Raw genomic sequence first — 19,175 nt, 5'->3', positions numbered from 1 at the left:
GTGGCAGAGGGTGCAGGGCGGCGGGACGCAGTGGCAGAGGGCGCAGGGCGTCGGCGCGGACGGCCCGGCCTCCCCGGCCGCAGCGGCGGCACCCGCACCCGGCGCCGGAGGCGCACCCGCACCCGTGTCTCCCGGTCGGCGGTCCGGGATGCCCATCCTGTCCGCCGCCTCCTGGAGCCACTCCGGGGGCGTCAGCAGGAACGACGTCTGGTTGAGGTCGATGCGTTCGGGCGGGGGCGCGGGGACCGCGTCCTCGGGCTCGTCCGGCACGCCGTACTCCTCCTCGTACCGGCGGATGACCTCACCCACCGGCAGACCGGGCCACAGCGTGGCCTCTCCGCTGTCCCGGGCGATGACGAGCCGCTGCCGGCCGCCGTCCGACGACGGGCCCTCGGCGCGGTCCTCGGCCCACACCACGAAGCCCAGCTCGAACTCCCGCACCCGCACCTCACGGTGCTGGTACGCGGGCACGTCCCCGTTGATCCACTCTTCCGCGCGCTCCTGCGCCTGGGCGAAGGTCACCATCACACTCACTCCCCCACCGGCACGGCGTGCGCGAAGCCGCCGTCCACCATCAGGTTCGCCACGGTCTCCAGCTCCGGCGGATTGCCCGCGAGCCGCTGGAGGAAGTCGTCGAAGTCCGTCCCGCAGGGCAGCAGCAGCCGCTCCACGCGCTCCTGCACGCTCCAGCCGTCCTGGTCGCGCGCGTCGTCGTACGCGCAGAACCAGACCGAGCCGATGGCGGAGCCCTTCACCTTGACGGCGAGGATGCCGCCCTGCACGAAGGCCACGGCCAGGTAGTCCTTGGTCAGATGGTCGCGCAGGCACTTGTTGATGTAGACGAGGTCGTTGACCGCCGCCTGGTCGCGCACCGTGAAGAACGGCTGGTCCACCAGGAGCCCCAGCTCCGCGTCGAGCGCCGCGCCCACCGGCGCGCAGCCGCCCGCCGCCTTCAGGAACGCCCGGTACGCACCCGGCAGCCGGTATCCCAAGTCCTCCTCCGCGCCCAGGAGTTGGGACTCGGAGACCGAGACCAGACCCTTGGGCAGGCCGAAGTGCGCCGGGCGGGTCTCCTGGAGCGGTCGGGTTCCGCGCTTGTCCTGGTCGACGTTGGTCGTCGCCAGACCGCCGTGGTGCCGCAGCAGCGCCTTCACCTCGACCGGCACCAGCTCCAGGCGGCGGGTGCCGGGCACATGGTGCCAGGTCCAGCCGTGCGGGGTGGCGACGGCGGGGACGGTGTCCCACAGCTCGTGGCCGTCGGCGGCGAGGGCCGCGTTGGCCGACACATAGTCGGTCAGCCGCAGCTCGTCCACGCCGAAGCCCTCCGGCGGCTCCGCGATCTCGGCGGCCGCGCGCGCGTACGCGGAGAAGTCCGGGTGCCCGTTCCCGTCCACCCGCACCCCTCTGGGATGGCGGGAGGCGCGGACCGGGTCCGGGAAGTTCACGACCTGTCCGGCATAGGCCGCGTTCGGTGGCGCGGCGTGCCCGAGCCGACCTGTCGTCATGGCGGATGCCCCCTGCGTGCGAGCTGCTGCGTCTGGCTGGTGAGGACCAGACTATGCGGTGGGGCAATACCGGGTCCCTGCCCCGCACCCGGCCCCCGCACCACCGTGACCAGGTGTCACAACCGGGTCACCGTGCGGCGATGGTGACGACACGGACGTAGTGACATCAGAGCCCCAGCTTCCGTACCACTGGGCACATTTGGCAGTCTGTTCCCCGCAACGGAGCGTTAACGGGGGCGTTGACACCGGCTTGCGGACAGTGCCGGCAACGGGAGGGACAGCGAGCACCATGCACGGAACGACCGACATATCGGGTACGGCGGCCGACGCCTCCCGGGCGGGGGACCCCCGGGCCGGGGACCCCCGGGCCGGGTCCGCGGGGGCAGGGGACCCGCGCACCGGTGACCCGCGTCTGCAGTGGAGCACCACGGTCGCCTCCGCGCCCGTCCTGCTGTACCGCCGCGACGGCATCCTGCCGGCCGTGGCCGCCGCGCTCTCGGTCCGGGGCGAGACGCTGACCTGCACCGCGGGCAAGGGCGACCAGCCGCCGGTGCTCCACCCGCTCGTACAGGACTTCCACGACACCCTCACCAGCGGCCAGCGCGAGCGGTTCACCGGGCGCTGCCCGGAGGCGATCCTGCTCTCGCGCCAGCTCGCCTCCCTGGAATCGGCCCGCGCGGGCAAGTCGCGCAGGTCCGGACGCAAGCCCCTGACCCACGGCGAGGCCCGACGCGCGCTCAAGCACGCCAAGGTGACGGCCCGCCGCATCCGCGAGGACGGCGACCCGCTGCACGGCAGCTACGCACCGCCCTGCCGTTCCTGCACCGCGCTCCTCGCCCACTTCGGCGTACGCGCCGTCGACCCCGCCGCCGAGAAGGGCTGAACCGAACCCGATGCCGGACGTGTCCACCACCCGCTTCCCCGTCCCCGTCGACGCCGCGCTGCGCGCCGCCGGATGGCACCCCGGCCGCTGGGACATCAGACAGGCCGAGGCCTGGGCCGACGTGCTGCGCTCGCACGCCTCGCCCGCCGGGCACCGGCACACCGTGTTCCCGGCGGCCGTGGAGGCGTGGGCCGAGTTCGGCGGCCTGCGGCTGACCGCGCCGGGCCCCGGCCGCCACAACGCGCCCGCGACCATCCGCTTCGACCCGGTGGCGGGCCTGCACCTGGCCCGTACGTTCGCGGAACTCGGCCGCGCGCTGGAAACCGAGCTGGCGCCACTGGGCGAGGAGGGCGAGCAGCAGGCGGTCCTCGCCATCGACACCGGGGGACGCGTCTACAGCATCGACCACACGGGCGACTGGTACCTGGGCCCGGACCTGGACCTGGCCCTGAACACGTTGGTGACGGGGGTCCAGCCGATCCGCCTGACGTCCCCGCGTGACGCCTGAAGCGCTTCGGCTGCGGCCCGGCGGAGGCCCGGCGCGCAGTTCCCCGCGCCCCCAGCGGGAGCGACCCGCCCGGCGGGTTGCGACCCCAGCCGGGGCGACCCGCCCGGCTTCGCCTCGCTGAGAACACCCCAGACGTGCTTCGGCTGCGGCCCGGCGGGGGCTCGGCGCGCAGTTCCCCGCGCCCCCAGGGGGTTGCGACCCCAGCCGGGGCGACCCGCCCGGCTTCGCCTCGCTGAGAACACCCCTGACGTGCTGGGGAACTGCGGGCCGGCGGGGGCCCGGCGCGCAGTTCCCCGCGCCCCTTGAGAGGGCGCGGTTACTGCCCCGCTGAGCCGCAACCCCTCAGGGGCGCGGGGAACTGCGCGACCAGCCCACCACGGCCCGCAGACAAAACCGAAGCCGCACCCCTACCGCGCCCCGACCCGGTCCGGCAACACCGCGGACACCCGCCAACCCCCCGCATCCGTAACCCCGGAAACGAAGACGCCCCCCAACGCCAGCACCCGCTCCCGCATCCCGACCAGCCCATTGCCCCCACTGGGAAGACCGGCGTCCGCGGTCACCCCATCCGCAGGCCCGTTCTCGACCTGCATGGCGACCTCCGCGTCCCGATGCGCGAGCCGCACCCTCACCTTCGCGCCCGCCGCATGCTTATGGACGTTGGTGAGCGCCTCCTGCACCACCCGGTACGCGGTCTGCTCCACCAGCGCGTCGTAGACCCGCACCGCGCCGTGGACCGTCATCTCGACCACCATCCCGGCCTCCCGGGACTGGCCGACCAGCGCCTCGATGTCGGCCAGGCACGGCCCCTCCTCGGCGGCGGCAGCGGCGGCCGCGGCGGCGGCGCCCACGGCCGCGAGCGGGACCGGGGCCAGAGCCTCGGCCCGCACCGCCTCCCCCCCGGTCCGCAGCACACCCAGCATCTCGCGCAGCTCGGTCAGCGCCTGGCGGCCCATGTCGCCCACCAGCACCGCGTTCTTGACGGCCTTCTCCGGATCCTTGCGGGCCACCGCCTGGAGCGCGGCGGCGTGCACCACCATCAGGGACACCCGGTGGGCGACCACGTCGTGCATCTCGCGGGCGATCCGGGTGCGTTCCTCCGTACGGGCCCACTCGGCGCGCTCCTCCGCGCGGTCCGCGAGCAGCGACAGCTCCCGCTCCAGCGAGTCGGCGCGCTCGCGCAGGGACTCCATCAGCCGCCGCCGGGCCCCTATATAGAGCCCCAGGAGCAGCGGCGGGGCGGTCAGGCCGAGCGCCATCACGCCCGAGAAGAGCGGGACCAGCCAGCGCCCGCCGTTGAAGGCGCCGTCGTCGACGCTCTGGTTCATCCGTACGAAAGTGACGATGAACGTGCCCGCCAGACACATTCCGGCCAGCGCGGCGGTGATGCGGCGCGGCACCTCGGAGGCGGCCAGCGTGTAGAGCCCGACGATGCCGAGCAGGAAGCCCATGTTGGCCGGGGTCACGGCGATCGACACCAGCACGACCGCGACCGGCCAGCGCCGCCGCGCGGCCAGGGTCACGCCTGCGGCCAGGCCGAACAGCACCCCGGCCGGTACGGGGACCCCCGCGTCCCCGGCGAACTTCACACCTTCCAGTGCGCACTCGAACGCGGAGGCCAGCCCCAGTCCGATGTCCAGGGCGGCACTGCGCCGCCGTTCCCACCACCACCAGCCGCGGGAGGTCGTCCCCGCGGAGTCGTGGTCTGCCCCCGTTGCGGTCATGCCATCCAGCCTACGGGCGCCCGCCAGCGATTTTCCGGCGACTTCGGCCGTCCTCGCGGCGATCACGGTGATCGGCACCGTCGCACGGAAGGGGCTCGGTACGGCATAGTGTGGGGTGCCGATCCGGTGACCTGACACAATGTCCGATCGAACCGGTTTCCATCCCCCGTGGTGTAATTGGCAGCACTGAGGCTTTTGGTGCCTTATGTCCGGGTTCGAGTCCTGGCGGGGGAGCCAGCGCAGTTCGGGTCCTGACCACAGCGGTCGGGACCCGGTTGTTTTTCCCCGCCGCTCCCCTTCTGTTCTCCTCCCGCCGCCCCTCCCGGCATTTCGGCCCCGAAACCCCCCGGTATCCTGCGGATGTCCACCACACAAAGCCGAAGGGCATTCCCGTGAGCGCCAATCCCCCGGCAGCCGTCGTCGTCCTCGCCGCGGGTGAGGGCACCCGTATGAAGTCGGCCACCCCCAAGGTCCTGCACGAGATCTGCGGGCGCTCGCTCGTCGGCCACGTCGTGGCGGCCGCCCGCGAGCTCGACCCCGAGCACCTCGTCGTGGTCGTCGGCCACGCCCGCGAGCAGGTCGGCGCCCACCTCGGCGCGATCGACGCCTCGGTGCGCACCGCCGTCCAGTACGAGCAGAACGGCACCGGCCACGCGGTCCGGATGGCCCTCGAAGAGCTCGGCCAGACGATCGAGGGCACCGTCGTCGTGGTCTGCGGCGACACCCCGCTGCTCACCGGCGCCACGCTGGCCGCCCTGACCCGTACGCACGAGCAGGACGGCAACGCCGTCACCGTGCTCACCGCCGAGGTCCCCGACTCGACCGGCTACGGCCGGATCGTGCGCGACGGCGGCTCCGGCGCGGTCACCGCGATCGTCGAGCACAAGGACGCCACCGACGCGCAGCGCGCCATCAAGGAGATCAACTCCGGCGTCTTCGCCTTCGACGGCGCCCTGCTCGCGGACGCGCTCGGCAAGGTCCGCACGGACAACAGCCAGGGCGAGGAGTACCTCACCGACGTCCTCGGCATCCTGCGCGAGGCCGGGCACCGCGTCGGCGCCTCGGTCGGCGGCGACCACCGCGAGATCCTCGGCATCAACAACCGCGTCCAGCTCGCGGAGGCCCGCCGGCTGCTCAACGACCGCCTTCTTGAGCGCGCGATGCTCGCGGGCGTGACCGTCGTCGACCCGGCCACCACCTTCGTCGACGTCACCGTCACCTTCGAGCAGGACTCGCTGGTCCACCCGGGCACCCAACTGCTCGGCGGCACGCACCTGGGCCGCGGCGCCGAGGTCGGCCCCAACTCCCGTCTGACCGACACCAAGGTGGGCCCGGACGCGCGCGTGGACAACACCGTGGCGTACGACTCCGAGGTCGGCGAGGGCGCGTCGGTGGGCCCGTACGCCTATCTGCGTCCGGGCACCCGCCTCGGCGTGAAGGCCAAGATCGGCACGTACGTCGAGACCAAGAACGCGACGATCGGCGAGGGCACCAAGGTCCCGCACCTGTCGTACGTGGGTGACGCCACCATCGGCGAGTTCACGAACATCGGCGCCGCGAGCGTCTTCGTGAACTACGACGGCGAGGCCAAGCACCACACCACGATCGGCTCGCACTGCAAGACGGGCTCGGACAACATGTTTGTTGCTCCCGTCACAGTGGGGGACGGCGCCTACACCGCGGCCGGGTCCGTCATCACCAAGGACGTCCCCGCCGGTTCGCTCGCCGTCGCCCGGGGCCAGCAGCGGAATATCGAGGGCTGGGTGGCCCGCAAGCGGCCGGGCAGCGCGGCCGCGCAGGCGGCTGCGGCCGCCTCCGAAGAGGCTGTTGGCGAAAACTGACCGGAAACATCTGCGCCTGTCACGGCGTACCGTGATAGGCGCACACGATTCGGCTGGCTCGTCGCCAAGGGACCGCGCGGGCTCAGCAGCAGAAGACACCTCTGAGGAGACAGTGCTGTGACCGGGATCAAGACGACCGGCGAGAAGAAGCTGATGCTCTTCTCCGGCCGCGCCCACCCCGAGCTGGCCGAGGAGGTCGCGCACCAGCTGGGTGTCGGCCTCGTGCCGACGAAGGCCTTCGACTTCGCCAACGGTGAGATCTACGTCCGCTTCCAGGAGTCGGCGCGCGGCGCCGACTGCTTCCTGATCCAGAGCCACACGGCTCCGATCAACAAGTGGATCATGGAGCAGCTGATCATGATCGACGCGCTGAAGCGCGCGTCGGCCCGCTCCATCACCGTGATCGTGCCGTCCTACGGGTACGCCCGCCAGGACAAGAAGCACAAGGGCCGCGAGCCGATCTCGGCGCGGCTGGTCGCGGATCTGCTGAAGACCGCGGGTGCCGACCGGATCCTCACGGTCGACCTGCACACCGACCAGATCCAGGGCTTCTTCGACGGCCCGGTCGACCACCTCACCGCCCTGCCGGTCCTCGCGGACTACGTGGGGGCCAAGGTCGACCGCTCCAAGCTGACGATCGTCTCCCCGGACGCCGGCCGTGTGCGCGTCGCCGACCGCTGGTGCGACCGTCTGGACGCGCCGCTGGCGATCGTCCACAAGCGCCGTGACAAGGACGTCGCCAACCAGGTGACCGTCCACGAGGTCGTCGGTGACGTCAAGGGCCGCGTCTGCGTCCTGGTCGACGACATGATCGACACCGGTGGCACCATCTGCGCCGCCGCCGACGCCCTGTTCGCGCACGGCGCCGAGGACGTCATCGTGACGGCCACGCACGGCATCCTGTCCGGCCCCGCCGCCGACCGTCTGAAGAACTCCAAGGTCAGCGAGTTCGTCTTCACGAACACCCTGCCGGACCCGTCCGACCTGGAGCTTGAGAAGATCACGGTCCTGTCGATCGCCCCGTCGATCGCCCGCGCGGTCCGCGAGGTCTTCGAGGACGGCTCGGTGACGAGCCTCTTCGAGGAGCAGTAGGCAGCACCGCTCCAGAAGATCCTTTTGGGTACGGCCTCCCCGCCGGGTAGACTCATCGAGTTGCTCGGCGAGGGAGGCCGTACCCATAGGTACGACGCTCCGTTATCGACGCGCTCTTCGTAGCAGGCCAGTCGTGGCCGGGTAACCCGCCATAGCTATCCATCTGCGTATACGAGGAGTGCACATGTCCGAGGTCAAGCTCGCCGCCGAGGTCCGTTCCGAGTTCGGCAAGGGCGCCGCCCGCAGCATCCGCCGCGCCAACAAGGTTCCCGCCGTCGTCTACGGCCACGGCACCGAGCCGGTCCACGTGACCCTCCCGGGCCACGAGCTGCAGCTCGCGCTCCGCACCCCGAACGTCCTGCTCTCCCTGGACGTCGACGGCAAGAGCGAGCTCGCGATCCCGAAGGCCGTCCAGCGCGACGCCATCAAGGGCCACCTGGTCCACGTCGACCTGCTGCTCGTCACGAAGGGCGAGAAGGTCACCGTCGAGGTCGTCGTCGAGACCGAGGGCGAGCTCGCCCCGGGCAGCTTCCTGGTCGAGAACGTGCTGAACACGCTCTCCGTCGAGGCCGAGGCCACCCACATCCCGACCTCCGTCACGGTCTCCATCGCGGGCCTGGAGGCCGGCGCCGCCATCCACGCCAAGGACGTCGCGCTGCCCAAGGGCACCACCCTGGTCACCGACCCCGAGGCCGTCGTCATCCAGATCCTGGCCGCCCAGGCCGAGGAGCCGGCCGCCGAGGCCGAGGGCACCGAGTCCGCCGAGGCCTGAGCCTGAGTGGGGGGCGCTCCGGCGCCCCCCGCACCCCCTCCCCCCTACTCCCCGCGGAGACAGACGCACATGGACGCCCCCTGGCTGGTCGTGGGCCTCGGCAACCCCGGCCCCGAGTACGCCGCCAACCGGCACAACATCGGGTTCATGGTCGCGGACCTGCTCGCGGAGCGCATGGGCGCCAAGTTCAAGGCGCACAAGGCGCGGGCCCAGGTCGTCGAGGGCCGTATCGGCCCGGCCGGGCCGCTCAACCGCCGGGTGATCCTGGCGAAGCCCCTGTCGTACATGAACCTCTCCGGCGGGCCCGTCACCGCGCTGCGGGACTTCTACAAGGTGCCCACCGAGAACATCGTGGCCGTCCACGACGAGCTGGACATCGACTACGGAGTGCTCCGCCTGAAGCTCGGCGGCGGCGACAACGGCCACAACGGCCTCAAGTCGATGACCAAGTCGTTCGGCCCGGACTACCACCGCGTCCGCTTCGGCATCGGCCGCCCGCCGGGCCGTATGCAGGTCGCGGACTTCGTCCTGAAGGACTTCTCGTCGACCGAGCGCAAAGAGCTCGACTACTTCGTGGACCGCGCGTCCGACGCCGTCGAGGCGCTGGTCATCGAGGGTCTTGAGCGCGCGCAGTCGACGTACAACTCGTAGGACGCGTAACGCGCCACCGCACGAAAAAGCCCCGGCAGCCGTTCGGCCACCGGGGCTTCGCCGTGTTCCGCGCGGGGGTCAGCCGGTGTTGCGCAGGCCCGCCGCGACACCGTTGACGGTGAGCAGCAGCGCCCGTGCGAGCAGCGGGTCGGGGCTCTCGCCGCGCTCCGCCTCGGCCCGCTGACGGGCGAGCAGGGACACCTGGAGGTAGGAGATCGGGTCCAGATAGGCGTCCCGGATCGCGAAGGTCTGCTGGAGCACCGGGTGCGAGCCGAGCAGTTCCTCGCCGCCGGTGATGCGCAGCACCTCGCTCACGGTGAGCGCGTGCTCCGCCTCGATATCGGCGAAGACGTGCTTGAGCTCGTCGGGCACCAGCGTGTCGACGTAGTGGCGGGCGATCCGCAGATCGGTCTTGGCCAGCGTCATCTCCACGTTGGAGATGAAGTTCTGGAAGAAGTGCCACTGCTCGTGCATCTCGTCCAGGACGGTGTCCAGACCGGCCTCGCGCAGCGCCTTCAGGCCCGAGCCGACACCGAACCAGCCGGGCACGATCTGCCGCGACTGCGTCCAGCCGAACACCCACGGGATGGCCCGCAGCCCGTCCAGGCCCGCGCCGGAGTCCGGGCGGCGCGAGGGGCGCGAGCCCAGGTGCAGCTCGGCGAGCTGGTCGACGGGCGTGGAGGCGAAGAAGTACGCGGGCAGGTCCGGGTCCTCGACGAGCCTGCGGTAGGCCGAGTGGGCCGCGTCGGAGACCGTGTCCATCGCCGCGTCCCAGCGCGCGAGCGCCTCGTCGGACTGGCGCGGGGCGGTGTGCAGGGCGGACGCCTGGAGGGTCGCCGCCACCGTCAGCTCCAGGTTCTCCCTGGCCAGCGACGGGATGAGGTACTTGTCGGAGATGACCTCGCCCTGCTCGGTCACCTTGATCTCGCCCTCAAGGGTGCCCCAGGGCTGCGCCAGGATCGCGTCGTGCGAGGGGCCGCCGCCACGGCCGACCGTTCCCCCGCGGCCGTGGAACAGCCTCAGCCGGACCCCGTAGCGGTGAGCGACGTCCCTCAGCCTCCGCTGGGCGCGGTGGATCTCCCACTGGCTGGTGGTGATGCCGCCGAACTTGGAGGAGTCGGAGTAGCCGAGCATGACCTCCTGGACGTCGCCGCGCAGCGAGACGAGGCGCCGGTAGGAGGGGTCCGCCAGCATCTCGTCCAGGATGACGTCGGCGGCGCGCAGCTCGTCCGTGGTCTCCAGGAGCGGCACGATGCCGATCTTCGCCCAGCCCGCGTGCAGATCGACCAGCCCGGCCTCGCGGGCGAGCACGGCCGCCGCGAAGACGTCGTCGGCGCCCTGGCACATCGAGATGATGTACGACTCGATGACCTCGGGGCCGAACCGCTCGAAGGCCTCCTTGATCGTGCCGAAGACGCCCAGGGTCTTCTGCCCGGCCTCGTCCAGCGGCGCGGGCGTGGGGGCCAGCGGGCGGCGCGAGCGGAGCTCCTTGGCGAGCAGCTTCTGCCGGTACTCGCGCGGCATGTCCGCGTACCGCCAGGACTCCTCGCCGAGGCGGTCGAAGAGCTGGCCGAGGGCGTGGTGGTGGGCGTCCGCGTGCTCGCGTACGTCCATGGTGGCGAGCTGGAGGCCGAACGCGGCCAGTGTGCGGATCGTCCGGTCCATCCGGCCGTCCGCGAAGAGCGCGCCGCGGTGGGCGCGCAGCGACGTCTGGATCAGGGTGAGGTCGGCGATCAGCTCGGAGGTGCCCAGGTAGTCGCGGCCGCTCTGGTGCGGGGTGCCCTTGGCGAGCCGCTCCTTGGTGTTGACGAGCTTCTGCCGTACGCAGGTCGCCTTGAGCCGGTAGGGCTCCTCGGCGTTGAGCCGCTTGTAGCGGGGGCTGATCTCGGGGAGCGCCTCCAGGTCGGCCTGGAGGGAGGCGAGGAGCTCCTCGGTGGCGCCCGCGTACCGGATCGAGTTGGACAGCAGCCCGCGCAGGAAGTCGATCACTTCGAGCGCGTCGTTGATGCCGTGCTCGTGCTGGAGGATCAGCACGTCCCAGGTGACCTGGGGGGTCACGTTGGGGTTGCCGTCGCGGTCGCCGCCGATCCAGGTGCCGAAGGTGAGCGGGCGGGTGCCGGCGGGCAGCTCGACGCCGACCCGCTCCAGCTCGGCCGCCAGGTCCTCCAGGACGTCGCCGACCGCGCCCGCGTGCAGCTCGTCCAGGTAGTAGATGGCGTTGCGCGCCTCGTCGGCGGGCTCCGGGCGGACCACGCGCAGTTCGTCGGTCTGCCAGATGAGGTCGATGTTCTCGGCGAGCCGCAGGTCGTGGCGGCGCCGGTCGGCCTCGGTGACCGGGGTGTCCAGGAGCGCCGCGATCCGGCGCAGCTTGTTGAGGACGGAGCGGCGGGCCGCCTCCGTGGGGTGCGCGGTGAAGACCGGGCGCACGTTCAGGTTCTTGACCGTCTCGCGCAGGTGCTCGGGATCGGCGTCCTTGAGCATGTCGGCGGTGCGGGCGAGGAGCCCGCCCTCGGCGGCCCGGTGGGCGCGCAGCTCACGGCCGCGGTGCACCTGCTCGGTGACGTTGGCGAGGTGGAAGTAGGTGGAGAAGGCCCGTACGAGCTTGGCGGCGGTCTCCACCTCGGTGCCGCCGAGCAGCTCGGCGGCGGCCTCACCGTCCGTACGGGTGAGGGCGCGCACGCGCTCGACGAGCTCCAGGAGCTCGGGCCCTTCCTGGCGGACGAGCGCCTCGCCCAGGAGGTCACCCAGTCGGCGGATGTCGGCGCGAAGCTCGGGGCTGGCGGCGGGGGTCTGGTCGGCACTGCTCACAGGTGCGGCTCCTTGCAGTGTTTGAGCACGTCTGGAGGGGTACTGGAGGCTTGCGGACCGCGCTGTCCGACGAGACCCAGGATAGGTGGCCGTGCGCGCGTCGCAGTCCACTGCCCTCTTGTACGGGGCGGCGGCACTGCCATACTTACGTCGCCGTAGGTTACGGGTCCGTAGCCTGGCGGCCTCTCCTCTTCGTCTCTCACCCCGCAGGGGGATTCCCATGACCGCAAGCCCCGACCTCATCGACCCGGCCACCGAACCGCCGGATTCCTCCGCCACCCGCGGGGGCGAGAGCAAACGGTCCGTCGAGCAGATCGCGCTGCTGCTCTTCATCGTCGTTCCGTTCGTGGCGCTGCTCGCCGCGGTGCCGCTGGCCTGGGGCTGGGGTGTGAGCTGGCTGGACCTGGGCCTCATGGTCTTCATGTACTACCTGGGCTGCCACGGCGTCACCATCGGCTTCCACCGCTACTTCACACACGGCTCCTTCAAGGCCAAGCGCCCGCTGCGGATCGCCCTCGCGGTGGCCGGGTCGATGGCCGTGGAGGGCCCGGTGGTGCGCTGGGTGGCGGACCACCGCAAGCACCACAAGTTCTCCGACGCGGAGGGCGACCCGCACTCTCCGTGGCGGTTCGGCGAGACGCTTCCGGCGCTGATGAAGGGCCTGTGGTGGGCCCACATCGCCTGGATGTTCAACGAGGAGCAGACCTCGCAGGAGAAGTACGCGCCCGACCTCATCAAGGACCCGGCGATCCGCCGGATCTCGCGCGACTTCGTCTGGTGGACGATCCTGTCCCTCGCCATCCCGCCGGTCGTCGGCGGTCTGGTGACGATGTCCTGGTGGGGCGCGTTCACCGCGTTCTTCTGGGGCTCGATGGTCCGCGTCGCGCTGCTGCACCACGTGACCTGGTCCATCAACTCCATCTGCCACGCGGTCGGCAAGCGCCCCTTCAAGTCCCGCGACCGCTCCGGCAACGTGTGGTGGCTGGCGGTCCTGTCGTGCGGCGAGTCCTGGCACAACCTGCACCACGCCGACCCGACCTCGGCGCGGCACGGTGTGATGCGCGGCCAGATCGACTCCAGCGCCCGGATCATCCGCTGGTGCGAGCAGCTGGGCTGGGCGTACGACGTGCGCTGGCCCACCGAGGCCCGCCTGGACGCCAAGCGCAGCGAGCCCGGCGCGCCCTCCCGGCGTGCGGAGAAGGCCCACGAGGAGAGCGCCCGTAAGGAGAAGGCCGCAGAGGCGGCATGATGGAGGACGTGGCGACCGACTCCAGTACCACCCGTACGACCGGCAACAACGGCTCGGCGGGCATCGAACGACCCCGGCGGACCCGCCGTACCCGGATGACGGGCGCGGAGCGCCGGGAGCAGTTGCTGGACATCGGCCGCACGCTCTTCGCCGAGAAGGGCTTCGAGGGCACCTCGGTGGAGGAGATCGCGGCGAAGGCCGGCGTCTCCAAGCCGGTGGTCTACGAGCACTTCGGCGGCAAGGAGGGGCTGTACGCGGTGGTGGTCGACCGTGAGATGCGCTCGCTCCTGGAGGGGGTGACGGGTGCCCTGACCGCGGGGCACCCGCGCGAGCTCCTGGAGCAGGCCGCGTTCGCGCTGCTCGACTACATCGAGAAGTACACCGACGGGTTCCGGATCCTGGTCCGGGACTCGCCGGTCGCCCAGTCGACGGGCACCTTCGCCTCGCTGATCTCCGACATCGCGACCCAGGTCGAGGACATCCTCGGCCTGGAGTTCAAGGCCCGCGGCTTCGACCCCAAGCTCGCCCCGCTGTACGCGCAGGCGCTGGTCGGGATGGTCGCGCTGACCGGCCAGTGGTGGCTGGACGTGCGCAAGCCGAAGAAGGCGGAGGTCGCCGCGCACCTGGTGAACCTGGCGTGGCACGGCCTCGACGGCCTGGAGCAGAAACCCCGGCTGATAGGGCACCGCAAGAGCTGAGCGGTGGTGGGTCCCGAATGATCTCGAATGGGTCGCGAGTTTCACTCGTGGCCCATTTTCCACTTCAACCACCCGCGCATCGGCTGTAGGCTTCACGCACATTCCCGGGGGGGATTCCGGCATTCCTTCGTGAGCGGCCACGCGTGCCTCAACGTCCTTTCGACGCGCTGCGTGTGGGCCCCGCGAGGAATGCTCCCGCGTGCTCCGCTTTCGCGTGAGCCGCGATGAATTCGACCCGGTTCCACCCGCATATTCCCTGGGGGGAATTTTGTCTTCTGTGCGCACCTTGCGCCCCGGCCGCCTCGCGGCCTGCACCGCCCTCGCGCTCTCGGCCGGCATGCTCCTTTCGGGCACGGCCTCGGCCGACCAGGCGCCGAAGGGCCCGAAGGCGACCGTCGAGGCCGCCAGGCCGTCCGCCGGCAACCCTGCGGGCGCGCTGCCCGGGCGGATCCACCGGTCGTCGGCCGTCGCGGCCGCCACCGCCGCCAAGCCGCGTCTGGACCTCAACAAGGACGGCTCCACGGACCTGCTCTACCGGGGCGTCGACAACCTGACGTACCTGGAGACCTGGACCGAGAAGGACAACCCGGCGTTCGCGAACTCCTTCGGCGCCTACAAGGACCTCGTCACGCCGGGCGACCTGGACGGGAACGGCACCCCCGAGCTGCTGACCGTGCAGCCCGACGGAACGCTCTCGCTCTACGCCGATGTGACGAACAGCGGCTCCAACTACCCGACCTGGTCGGGCGGCGGCTGGAACGCCTACAACAAGATCGTCGGCGCGGCCGATGTGACCGGCGACGGCAAGGGCGACCTCCTGGCCCGCACGCCCGGCGGCGACCTTTACCTGTACCCGGGCAAGGGCGTCTCCGCCGGTGACCCGTTCGCCGGGCGCATCAAGGTCGGCGGCGGCTGGCAGGGCTACGACCAGCTGGTCGGCGCGGGCGACATGAACGGCGACGGCTTCGGCGACGTCGTGGCCCGCACGCCGGACGGCGACCTGTACTTCTACGCGGGCACCGGCAACGCGGCCGACCCGCTGAAGTCCCGCGTCCGGATCGGCGGCGGCTGGACCGCGTACAACCAGATCCTCTCGCTCGACGACGGCAACGGCGACGGCTACGCCGACATCGCGGCCCGCAGCAACGGCGGCACGCTGTACTTCTACGCGGCCGACGGCAAGGGCAACTTCAACAGCCCCACGAAGATGGGCTCGGGCTGGGAGTACACCCAGGCCTTCAGCGGTACGGGCGCCAACGCGACCCCGCTGAAGAGCAGCATCATCGGCCGCGACACCAAGGGCACGCTCTGGCAGTACTACTCGGAGTACAACGGCCAGCTCTCGCAGCGCTTCAGGGCCAGCGACGACGGCGTCTTCGCGAACTCGCGCCGCCTCGCCTTCGCGGCCTCGATCCGCGGCGGGCTCTACGGCGACCTGCTCCAGTGGGACGACGGCCACCTCTACATCGGCGTCAACCTCAGTGACGCGGGCGGCGGCTGGGGCGGCTTCAACACCCTCGTCGGCGCGGGCGACCTGAACAACGACGGCAAGAACGACCTGCTCGCCCGCGACGGCTCCGGCACGCTCTCGCTGTACCGGGGCTACGGCAACGGCTACCAGTTCTCCTCCCGTCTGAACATCGGCGGCGGCTGGAACGCGTACGACAAGATCGTCGGCGCCGGTGACCTCACCGGCGACGGGCTCACGGACATCGTCGCGCGCACCGGCGACGGCAAGCTGTACCTGTACCAGGGCACCGGCGTCTCCACCTCGCCGTTCAAGTCGCGGGTCTACGTCGGCCCCGGCTGGCAGCAGTTCAAGAACATCGCGGCCCCCGGCGACCTCAACGGTGACGGCCGGGCCGACCTGATCGCCACCAACTCCCGGGGCGAGGCGTTCCGTTACGACTCGAACGGCTACGGCGGCTTCAAGTCCCGCGTGAAGCTGGGCGACGGCTGGAACACGTACCGCGACCTCTACTAGGCCGTGACGTAAGAGTGCCCCGCACCCCTGGAGGGCCGCGGGGCACTGCCGTGTCCACGCACTACGTCAGCGGTCCTTCCTGCGCGCCACCGCGAATATCCGGCGGAACGGGAAGACCGTGCCGTACGGGCCCGGCGGGTACGCGCGGCGCAGCAGGTCGCGGTATTCGGCGAGGAAGGCCTCGGTCGCCTCCTCGTCGTCGGCGAGCGCGGTCAGGGCCGGGCGCAGGGCGGTTCCCTTGACCCAGTCCAGGACCGGGTCCTCGCCGGGCAGCAGCTGTGAGTAGGTCGTCTCCCAGACGTCCGCCTCGCAGCCGAGGTCCGTCAGACGCAGCAGATAGTCGGCGGGTTCGAGGATGTGGACGTAGCGGCGCCCGTGGTCGCCGAGCAGGCCGCGCCAGCGCGGCGACTCGCAGAGCTCGCCGAGCAGGGCGTGGCTGGGCGAGCTGAAGTTGCCGGGGACCTGGAAGGCGAAGGTGCCGCCGGGGGTGAGGCCGTCGAGCCAGCAGGCGAAGGACTCCGGGTGGTTGGGGACCCACTGGAGGGCCGCGTTGGAGACGATCAGGTCGTACGGCTCCTCCGGCGTCCAGTGGGCGAGGTCGGCGGGGCGGAAGTCCAGCCAGCCGCCGCCCCGGGTGGTGCCCGCGTGGTCCTTGTCGGCCTGGGCGAGCATCTCGGGCGAGAGGTCGAAGCCGGTGATACGGGCGTCGGGCCAGCGCTCGGCGAGCAGCGTGGTGATGTTTCCCGGGCCGCATCCGAGGTCCGCGATCCGGGTGGGCGGGTGGCTCCCGGGGCCCGGAAAAAAGGTGTCCGGGGCGCGCGGGGCACCCACGCCCCGGGCGCCGGATGCTCCCCAGGCGACGGCCGTGTCGGCGGCGGCCGCGCCGGCGGAGCCCGGCAGCGCCGGGATCCTCGCCAGTAGATCGAGGAACGGCCGGGTGCGATGGCCGGAATGGTGCAGGTACTGCTGCGGATCCCAGAGGGGCGCGGGCAGCTGGGCAGACGTCCGGGCGGATGTGCCGGTGAATGCCCGGGGCGGCGCCCCGACGGCCTCCGGGACGAAATCGGAATGCATGTTCGAGCCCCCTTGCAGGTACGGGTAGGCGAAGCGGAACAGGGTCCCGGCCCCTGCATGCCCAATGGTGGGGGTTTATATATCTTGACGTCAAGAGACTTCACATCGACAGACCCTCTACACTGATCGTCATGGAGGACGAGGTCGACCGACTGGTCTCAGCATGGCGCCGCGAGCGCCCGGACCTCGACGTGGAACCGCTTGAGGTGCTCAGCCGCGTCAGCAGGCTGGCGCGCCACCTCGACCGGGCGCGCAGACTCGCCTTCTCCGAGCATCAGCTGGAGCCCTGGGAGTTCGATGTCCTGACGTCGCTGCGGCGCGCGGGCGCGCCCTACCAGCTCTCTCCCGGGCAGCTGCTCACCCAGACGCTGGTCACCTCCGGCACCATGACCAACAGGATCGACCGGCTCGCCAAGAAGGGCCTGGTCGAGCGGCTCCCCGACCCGAGCGACCGGCGCGGGGTACTGGTCCGCCTCACCCCCGAGGGGCGCGACCGCGCGGACCAGGCACTGGCCGGGCTCCTGGAGCAGGAGCGGGCCATCCTGGCCCAGCTGTCGCGCACCCAGCGGGGCGAACTGGCGGGACTGCTACGCCAGTTGACCGCCCCGTTCGACAACATCCCCGGCTAGGTCGGCCGGCCCGACCCCGGCCCGGCGCGCCAGCGCGACGGCGGCCAGCGTCGAGTGCACACCGAGCTTGCCCAGCACGTTCTGCATGTGCGTGCGGACCGTGTGCGGGGAGAGGAAGAGGCGCTCGGCGACCGCCTTGCGGCCGAGCCCGGCGACCATGCACCGCAGCACCTCGCGCTCGCGCGGGGTCAGCGACTCCACCAGTCGCTCGCTCTCGGTGCGGTGCTTGCGGGCGGCGGTGAGCTCGCGCAGGACGCCGGTGAGCAGCGCGGGCGGCAGATGCGTCTCGTCCCGCAGTACGCCCCTGATCACCGCGAGCAGCCGCTGCAGCGAGCAGTCCTTGGCGACCCAGCCGGACGCCCCCGCCTGGAGGGCGAGCGCGGCGCGGCGCGGGTCGTCCTTCTCGGCGAGCACCACCGTACGCACGGCGGGCTGGCCCGAACGGACCCCGGCGACCAGCGAGATGCCGTCCACCAGACCCTCGGCACCACCGCCGTCCGGCACGGCCCGGGCCACCGGCGCGCCGGCGAGCGCGCCGAGGTCGGCGTCGACGAGCATCACGTCGAAGCGGCGCCCCTCGGAGGCACCCCGCTCCAGACAGCGCAGCGCGGCCGGGCCGCTGCCGGCGGCCGCGACGTCGACGTCCGGCTCGGCCGCCAGGGCGGCGGCCAGCGACTCCGCGAAGATTCGGTGGTCATCCACCACGAGAACCCGGATACGAACCACAGACACCCCCATGCGTCGGGGAACGGACCGGTCAGGGCACGGCGCCCGGAACAGGGGGAACGGCAGTCGCGCGGCCGCCGCCGTGGACTGACTGGTACCCCACCCCGGGCGTCGTACCCGACTGTCTCGCCCCCTGATCAACACCGGCCCCCACCGGTGCTGTGCTTCAGAGTAGGGCCGTGGGCCGCGAGCGGAAGGTAATTTGCAGAACTGATTGGCCAGGGTGTTTAGGGTGTGGCCCATGTTTCGTTTTGAGGCGGAAGTGGACAAGGCGCGACGGATTCTGCTGCATCAGCGGCTCAAGGACGCCAATACGGAACGCTCTTCGGCGCTGCGCGCCCTGCGCGGCGCCCCGGGCGAGAAGGAACAGCCGCTGCACGTCTGGGCGCTGGACGAGAAGGGCGGCCTGGCGGGCGGCCTCACCGGCCGCGTCTGGGCGAGCTGGCTCCATGTGGACCTGCTGTGGGTGGACGCGGCGCACCGGGGCGCGGGCCTCGGCGCCGAACTCCTCGCGCGCGCGGAGAAGTCGGCCCGCACCGAGCACGCCTGCGCCTGGTCCCGTCTGGAGACCTGGGACTTCCAGGCGCCGGGCTTCTACGGCAAGCAGGGGTACGAGGTGGTGGGCGAGGTACCCGACTATCCGCCGGGCGTCACGGAGTTCACCCTGACCAAGCGACTGAAGTGACCCCCGAAGCCACCCACCAGGAAACCTGGGCCCGTGCCCGGAGGGCACTGACAGACACAGCCAGACGCCCGGCTTCTACCGCAAACAGGGGTACCAGGCGGCGGGCCAGGTACCCGACAATCCGCCGGGCGTCACAGAGTTCACCCTGACCAAGCGACTGAAGTGACCCCCGAAGCCACCCACCAGGAAACCTGAGCCCGTGCCCGGAGGGCACGAACAGACACAGCCAGACGCCCGGCTTCTACCGCAAGCAGGGGTACCAGGCGGCGGGCCAGGTACCCGACAATCCGCCGGGCGTCACAGAGTTCACCCTGACCAAGCGACTGAAGTGACCCCCGAAGCCACC

16 protein-coding genes, 1 tRNA gene and 1 pseudogene are annotated in these 19,175 nt (G+C 71.4%); 12 read left to right on the top strand and 6 right to left on the bottom strand.

Annotated elements, in window-relative coordinates; all coding sequences use genetic code 11:
• Both ACFWA7_RS22295 and ACFWA7_RS22290 read right to left on the bottom strand, forming a co-directional pair.
• A pseudogene (locus ACFWA7_RS22295) lies at positions 1 to 525 on the bottom strand (hypothetical protein); the annotation flags it as partial.
• A 5-nt stretch (positions 526 to 530) separates the two neighbouring features.
• On the bottom strand, positions 531 to 1,505 hold the full coding sequence (locus ACFWA7_RS22290) for an SMI1/KNR4 family protein (protein ID WP_385550308.1): 975 nt from the start codon (positions 1,503 to 1,505) through the stop codon (positions 531 to 533).
• A 289-nt stretch (positions 1,506 to 1,794) separates the two neighbouring features.
• On the opposite strand from ACFWA7_RS22290, the gene ACFWA7_RS22285 reads away from it, so the two are divergent.
• Entirely contained in the window at positions 1,795 to 2,388 is a 594-nt protein-coding gene (locus tag ACFWA7_RS22285) for a YwqJ-related putative deaminase (protein ID WP_385550305.1), read from the top strand.
• A 10-nt stretch (positions 2,389 to 2,398) separates the two neighbouring features.
• Positions 2,399 to 2,896 carry an SUKH-3 domain-containing protein gene (locus ACFWA7_RS22280; protein WP_385824748.1) on the top strand — a complete coding sequence of 166 codons (498 nt, stop codon included), beginning with the start codon at positions 2,399 to 2,401 and terminating at the stop codon, positions 2,894 to 2,896.
• A gap of 407 nt (positions 2,897 to 3,303) precedes the next feature.
• Here ACFWA7_RS22280 and ACFWA7_RS22275 read toward each other — a convergent pair whose 3' ends face one another.
• A complete protein-coding gene (locus ACFWA7_RS22275) occupies positions 3,304 to 4,620 on the bottom strand; it encodes a sensor histidine kinase (RefSeq protein WP_385824746.1) in 1,317 nt (438 codons plus the stop codon).
• Positions 4,621 to 4,782: 162 nt separating this feature from the next.
• On the opposite strand from ACFWA7_RS22275, the gene ACFWA7_RS22270 reads away from it, so the two are divergent.
• From ACFWA7_RS22270 to pth, 5 genes are all read left to right on the top strand, one after another.
• Positions 4,783 to 4,857: transfer RNA gene (locus tag ACFWA7_RS22270), tRNA-Gln, on the top strand.
• A 155-nt stretch (positions 4,858 to 5,012) separates the two neighbouring features.
• Entirely contained in the window at positions 5,013 to 6,461 is a 1,449-nt protein-coding gene (gene glmU / locus ACFWA7_RS22265; RefSeq protein WP_385824744.1) for a bifunctional UDP-N-acetylglucosamine diphosphorylase/glucosamine-1-phosphate N-acetyltransferase GlmU, read from the top strand.
• 117 nt (positions 6,462 to 6,578) lie between these two features.
• A complete protein-coding gene (locus ACFWA7_RS22260) occupies positions 6,579 to 7,553 on the top strand; it encodes a ribose-phosphate diphosphokinase (protein WP_385547603.1) in 975 nt (324 codons plus the stop codon).
• Between the two features lie 184 nt (positions 7,554 to 7,737).
• Entirely contained in the window at positions 7,738 to 8,325 is a 588-nt protein-coding gene (locus ACFWA7_RS22255) for a 50S ribosomal protein L25/general stress protein Ctc (RefSeq protein WP_385824742.1), read from the top strand.
• Between the two features lie 69 nt (positions 8,326 to 8,394).
• On the top strand, positions 8,395 to 8,976 hold the full coding sequence (gene pth / locus ACFWA7_RS22250; protein ID WP_385547597.1) for an aminoacyl-tRNA hydrolase: 582 nt from the start codon (positions 8,395 to 8,397) through the stop codon (positions 8,974 to 8,976).
• Positions 8,977 to 9,054: 78 nt separating this feature from the next.
• Here the strand turns inward: pth and ppc are convergent, their stop codons facing one another.
• Positions 9,055 to 11,784 carry a phosphoenolpyruvate carboxylase gene (ppc, locus tag ACFWA7_RS22245; protein WP_385547594.1) on the bottom strand — a complete coding sequence of 910 codons (2,730 nt, stop codon included), beginning with the start codon at positions 11,782 to 11,784 and terminating at the stop codon, positions 9,055 to 9,057.
• A 220-nt stretch (positions 11,785 to 12,004) separates the two neighbouring features.
• On the opposite strand from ppc, the gene ACFWA7_RS22240 reads away from it, so the two are divergent.
• The 3 genes from ACFWA7_RS22240 to ACFWA7_RS22230 all read left to right on the top strand — a co-directional run bounded on the left by ACFWA7_RS22240 (position 12,005) and on the right by ACFWA7_RS22230 (position 15,715).
• Complete coding sequence (locus ACFWA7_RS22240) at positions 12,005 to 13,033, top strand: acyl-CoA desaturase (RefSeq protein WP_385824740.1); 1,029 nt, start codon at positions 12,005 to 12,007, stop codon at positions 13,031 to 13,033.
• Complete coding sequence (locus ACFWA7_RS22235; RefSeq protein ID WP_385824750.1) at positions 13,033 to 13,731, top strand: TetR family transcriptional regulator; 699 nt, start codon at positions 13,033 to 13,035, stop codon at positions 13,729 to 13,731. The genes ACFWA7_RS22240 and ACFWA7_RS22235 overlap by 1 nt, the downstream gene beginning before the upstream one ends.
• A 277-nt stretch (positions 13,732 to 14,008) precedes the next feature.
• Entirely contained in the window at positions 14,009 to 15,715 is a 1,707-nt protein-coding gene (locus ACFWA7_RS22230; RefSeq protein WP_385824738.1) for an FG-GAP repeat domain-containing protein, read from the top strand.
• Positions 15,716 to 15,781: 66 nt separating this feature from the next.
• Here the strand turns inward: ACFWA7_RS22230 and ACFWA7_RS22225 are convergent, their stop codons facing one another.
• The gene (locus ACFWA7_RS22225) at positions 15,782 to 16,789 is read right to left on the bottom strand and encodes a methyltransferase domain-containing protein (protein ID WP_385547585.1); all 1,008 of its coding nucleotides are present in this window, start codon (positions 16,787 to 16,789) and stop codon (positions 15,782 to 15,784) included.
• Between the two features lie 131 nt (positions 16,790 to 16,920).
• Between ACFWA7_RS22225 and ACFWA7_RS22220 the strand changes: the two genes are divergently transcribed.
• Positions 16,921 to 17,418: a MarR family winged helix-turn-helix transcriptional regulator gene (locus tag ACFWA7_RS22220; RefSeq protein ID WP_101388686.1), complete on the top strand. Its 498-nt coding sequence runs from the start codon at positions 16,921 to 16,923 to the stop codon at positions 17,416 to 17,418.
• On the opposite strand, the gene ACFWA7_RS22215 is transcribed toward ACFWA7_RS22220, so the two are convergent.
• Positions 17,377 to 18,156 carry a LuxR C-terminal-related transcriptional regulator gene (locus ACFWA7_RS22215; protein WP_385547581.1) on the bottom strand — a complete coding sequence of 260 codons (780 nt, stop codon included), beginning with the start codon at positions 18,154 to 18,156 and terminating at the stop codon, positions 17,377 to 17,379. The two genes, ACFWA7_RS22220 and ACFWA7_RS22215, sit on opposite strands and share 42 nt — an antisense overlap.
• A gap of 229 nt (positions 18,157 to 18,385) precedes the next feature.
• On the opposite strand from ACFWA7_RS22215, the gene ACFWA7_RS22210 reads away from it, so the two are divergent.
• Positions 18,386 to 18,829, top strand: a complete 444-nt coding sequence (locus ACFWA7_RS22210) for a GNAT family N-acetyltransferase (RefSeq protein WP_385547578.1) — start codon at positions 18,386 to 18,388, stop codon at positions 18,827 to 18,829.
• Positions 18,830 to 19,175: the final 346 nt, after the last annotated feature.

Origin of the sequence: Streptomyces sp. NPDC059994 (assembly GCF_042737755.1) — a bacterium.
Lineage (GTDB): Bacteria > Actinomycetota > Actinomycetes > Streptomycetales > Streptomycetaceae > Streptomyces.
Note: the sequence above shows the minus strand (reverse complement) of the source record. Positions and strands in the feature narration are given on the sequence as shown.

Bases quoted from the DNA above. Each gene is read 5' to 3' on its own strand.
- ACFWA7_RS22290 (WP_385550308.1), bottom strand. From the start codon at position 1,505: ATGACGACAGGTCGGCTCGGGCACGCCGCGCCACCGAACGCGGCCTAT.
- ACFWA7_RS22285 (WP_385550305.1), top strand. From the start codon at position 1,795: ATGCACGGAACGACCGACATATCGGGTACGGCGGCCGACGCCTCCCGG.
- ACFWA7_RS22280 (WP_385824748.1), top strand. From the start codon at position 2,399: ATGCCGGACGTGTCCACCACCCGCTTCCCCGTCCCCGTCGACGCCGCG.
- ACFWA7_RS22275 (WP_385824746.1), bottom strand. From the start codon at position 4,620: ATGACCGCAACGGGGGCAGACCACGACTCCGCGGGGACGACCTCCCGC.
- ACFWA7_RS22255 (WP_385824742.1), top strand. From the start codon at position 7,738: ATGTCCGAGGTCAAGCTCGCCGCCGAGGTCCGTTCCGAGTTCGGCAAG.
- pth (WP_385547597.1), top strand. From the start codon at position 8,395: ATGGACGCCCCCTGGCTGGTCGTGGGCCTCGGCAACCCCGGCCCCGAG.
- ACFWA7_RS22240 (WP_385824740.1), top strand. From the start codon at position 12,005: ATGACCGCAAGCCCCGACCTCATCGACCCGGCCACCGAACCGCCGGAT.
- ACFWA7_RS22235 (WP_385824750.1), top strand. From the start codon at position 13,033: ATGGAGGACGTGGCGACCGACTCCAGTACCACCCGTACGACCGGCAAC.
- ACFWA7_RS22225 (WP_385547585.1), bottom strand. From the start codon at position 16,789: ATGCATTCCGATTTCGTCCCGGAGGCCGTCGGGGCGCCGCCCCGGGCA.
- ACFWA7_RS22220 (WP_101388686.1), top strand. From the start codon at position 16,921: ATGGAGGACGAGGTCGACCGACTGGTCTCAGCATGGCGCCGCGAGCGC.
- ACFWA7_RS22215 (WP_385547581.1), bottom strand. From the start codon at position 18,156: ATGGGGGTGTCTGTGGTTCGTATCCGGGTTCTCGTGGTGGATGACCAC.
- ACFWA7_RS22210 (WP_385547578.1), top strand. From the start codon at position 18,386: ATGTTTCGTTTTGAGGCGGAAGTGGACAAGGCGCGACGGATTCTGCTG.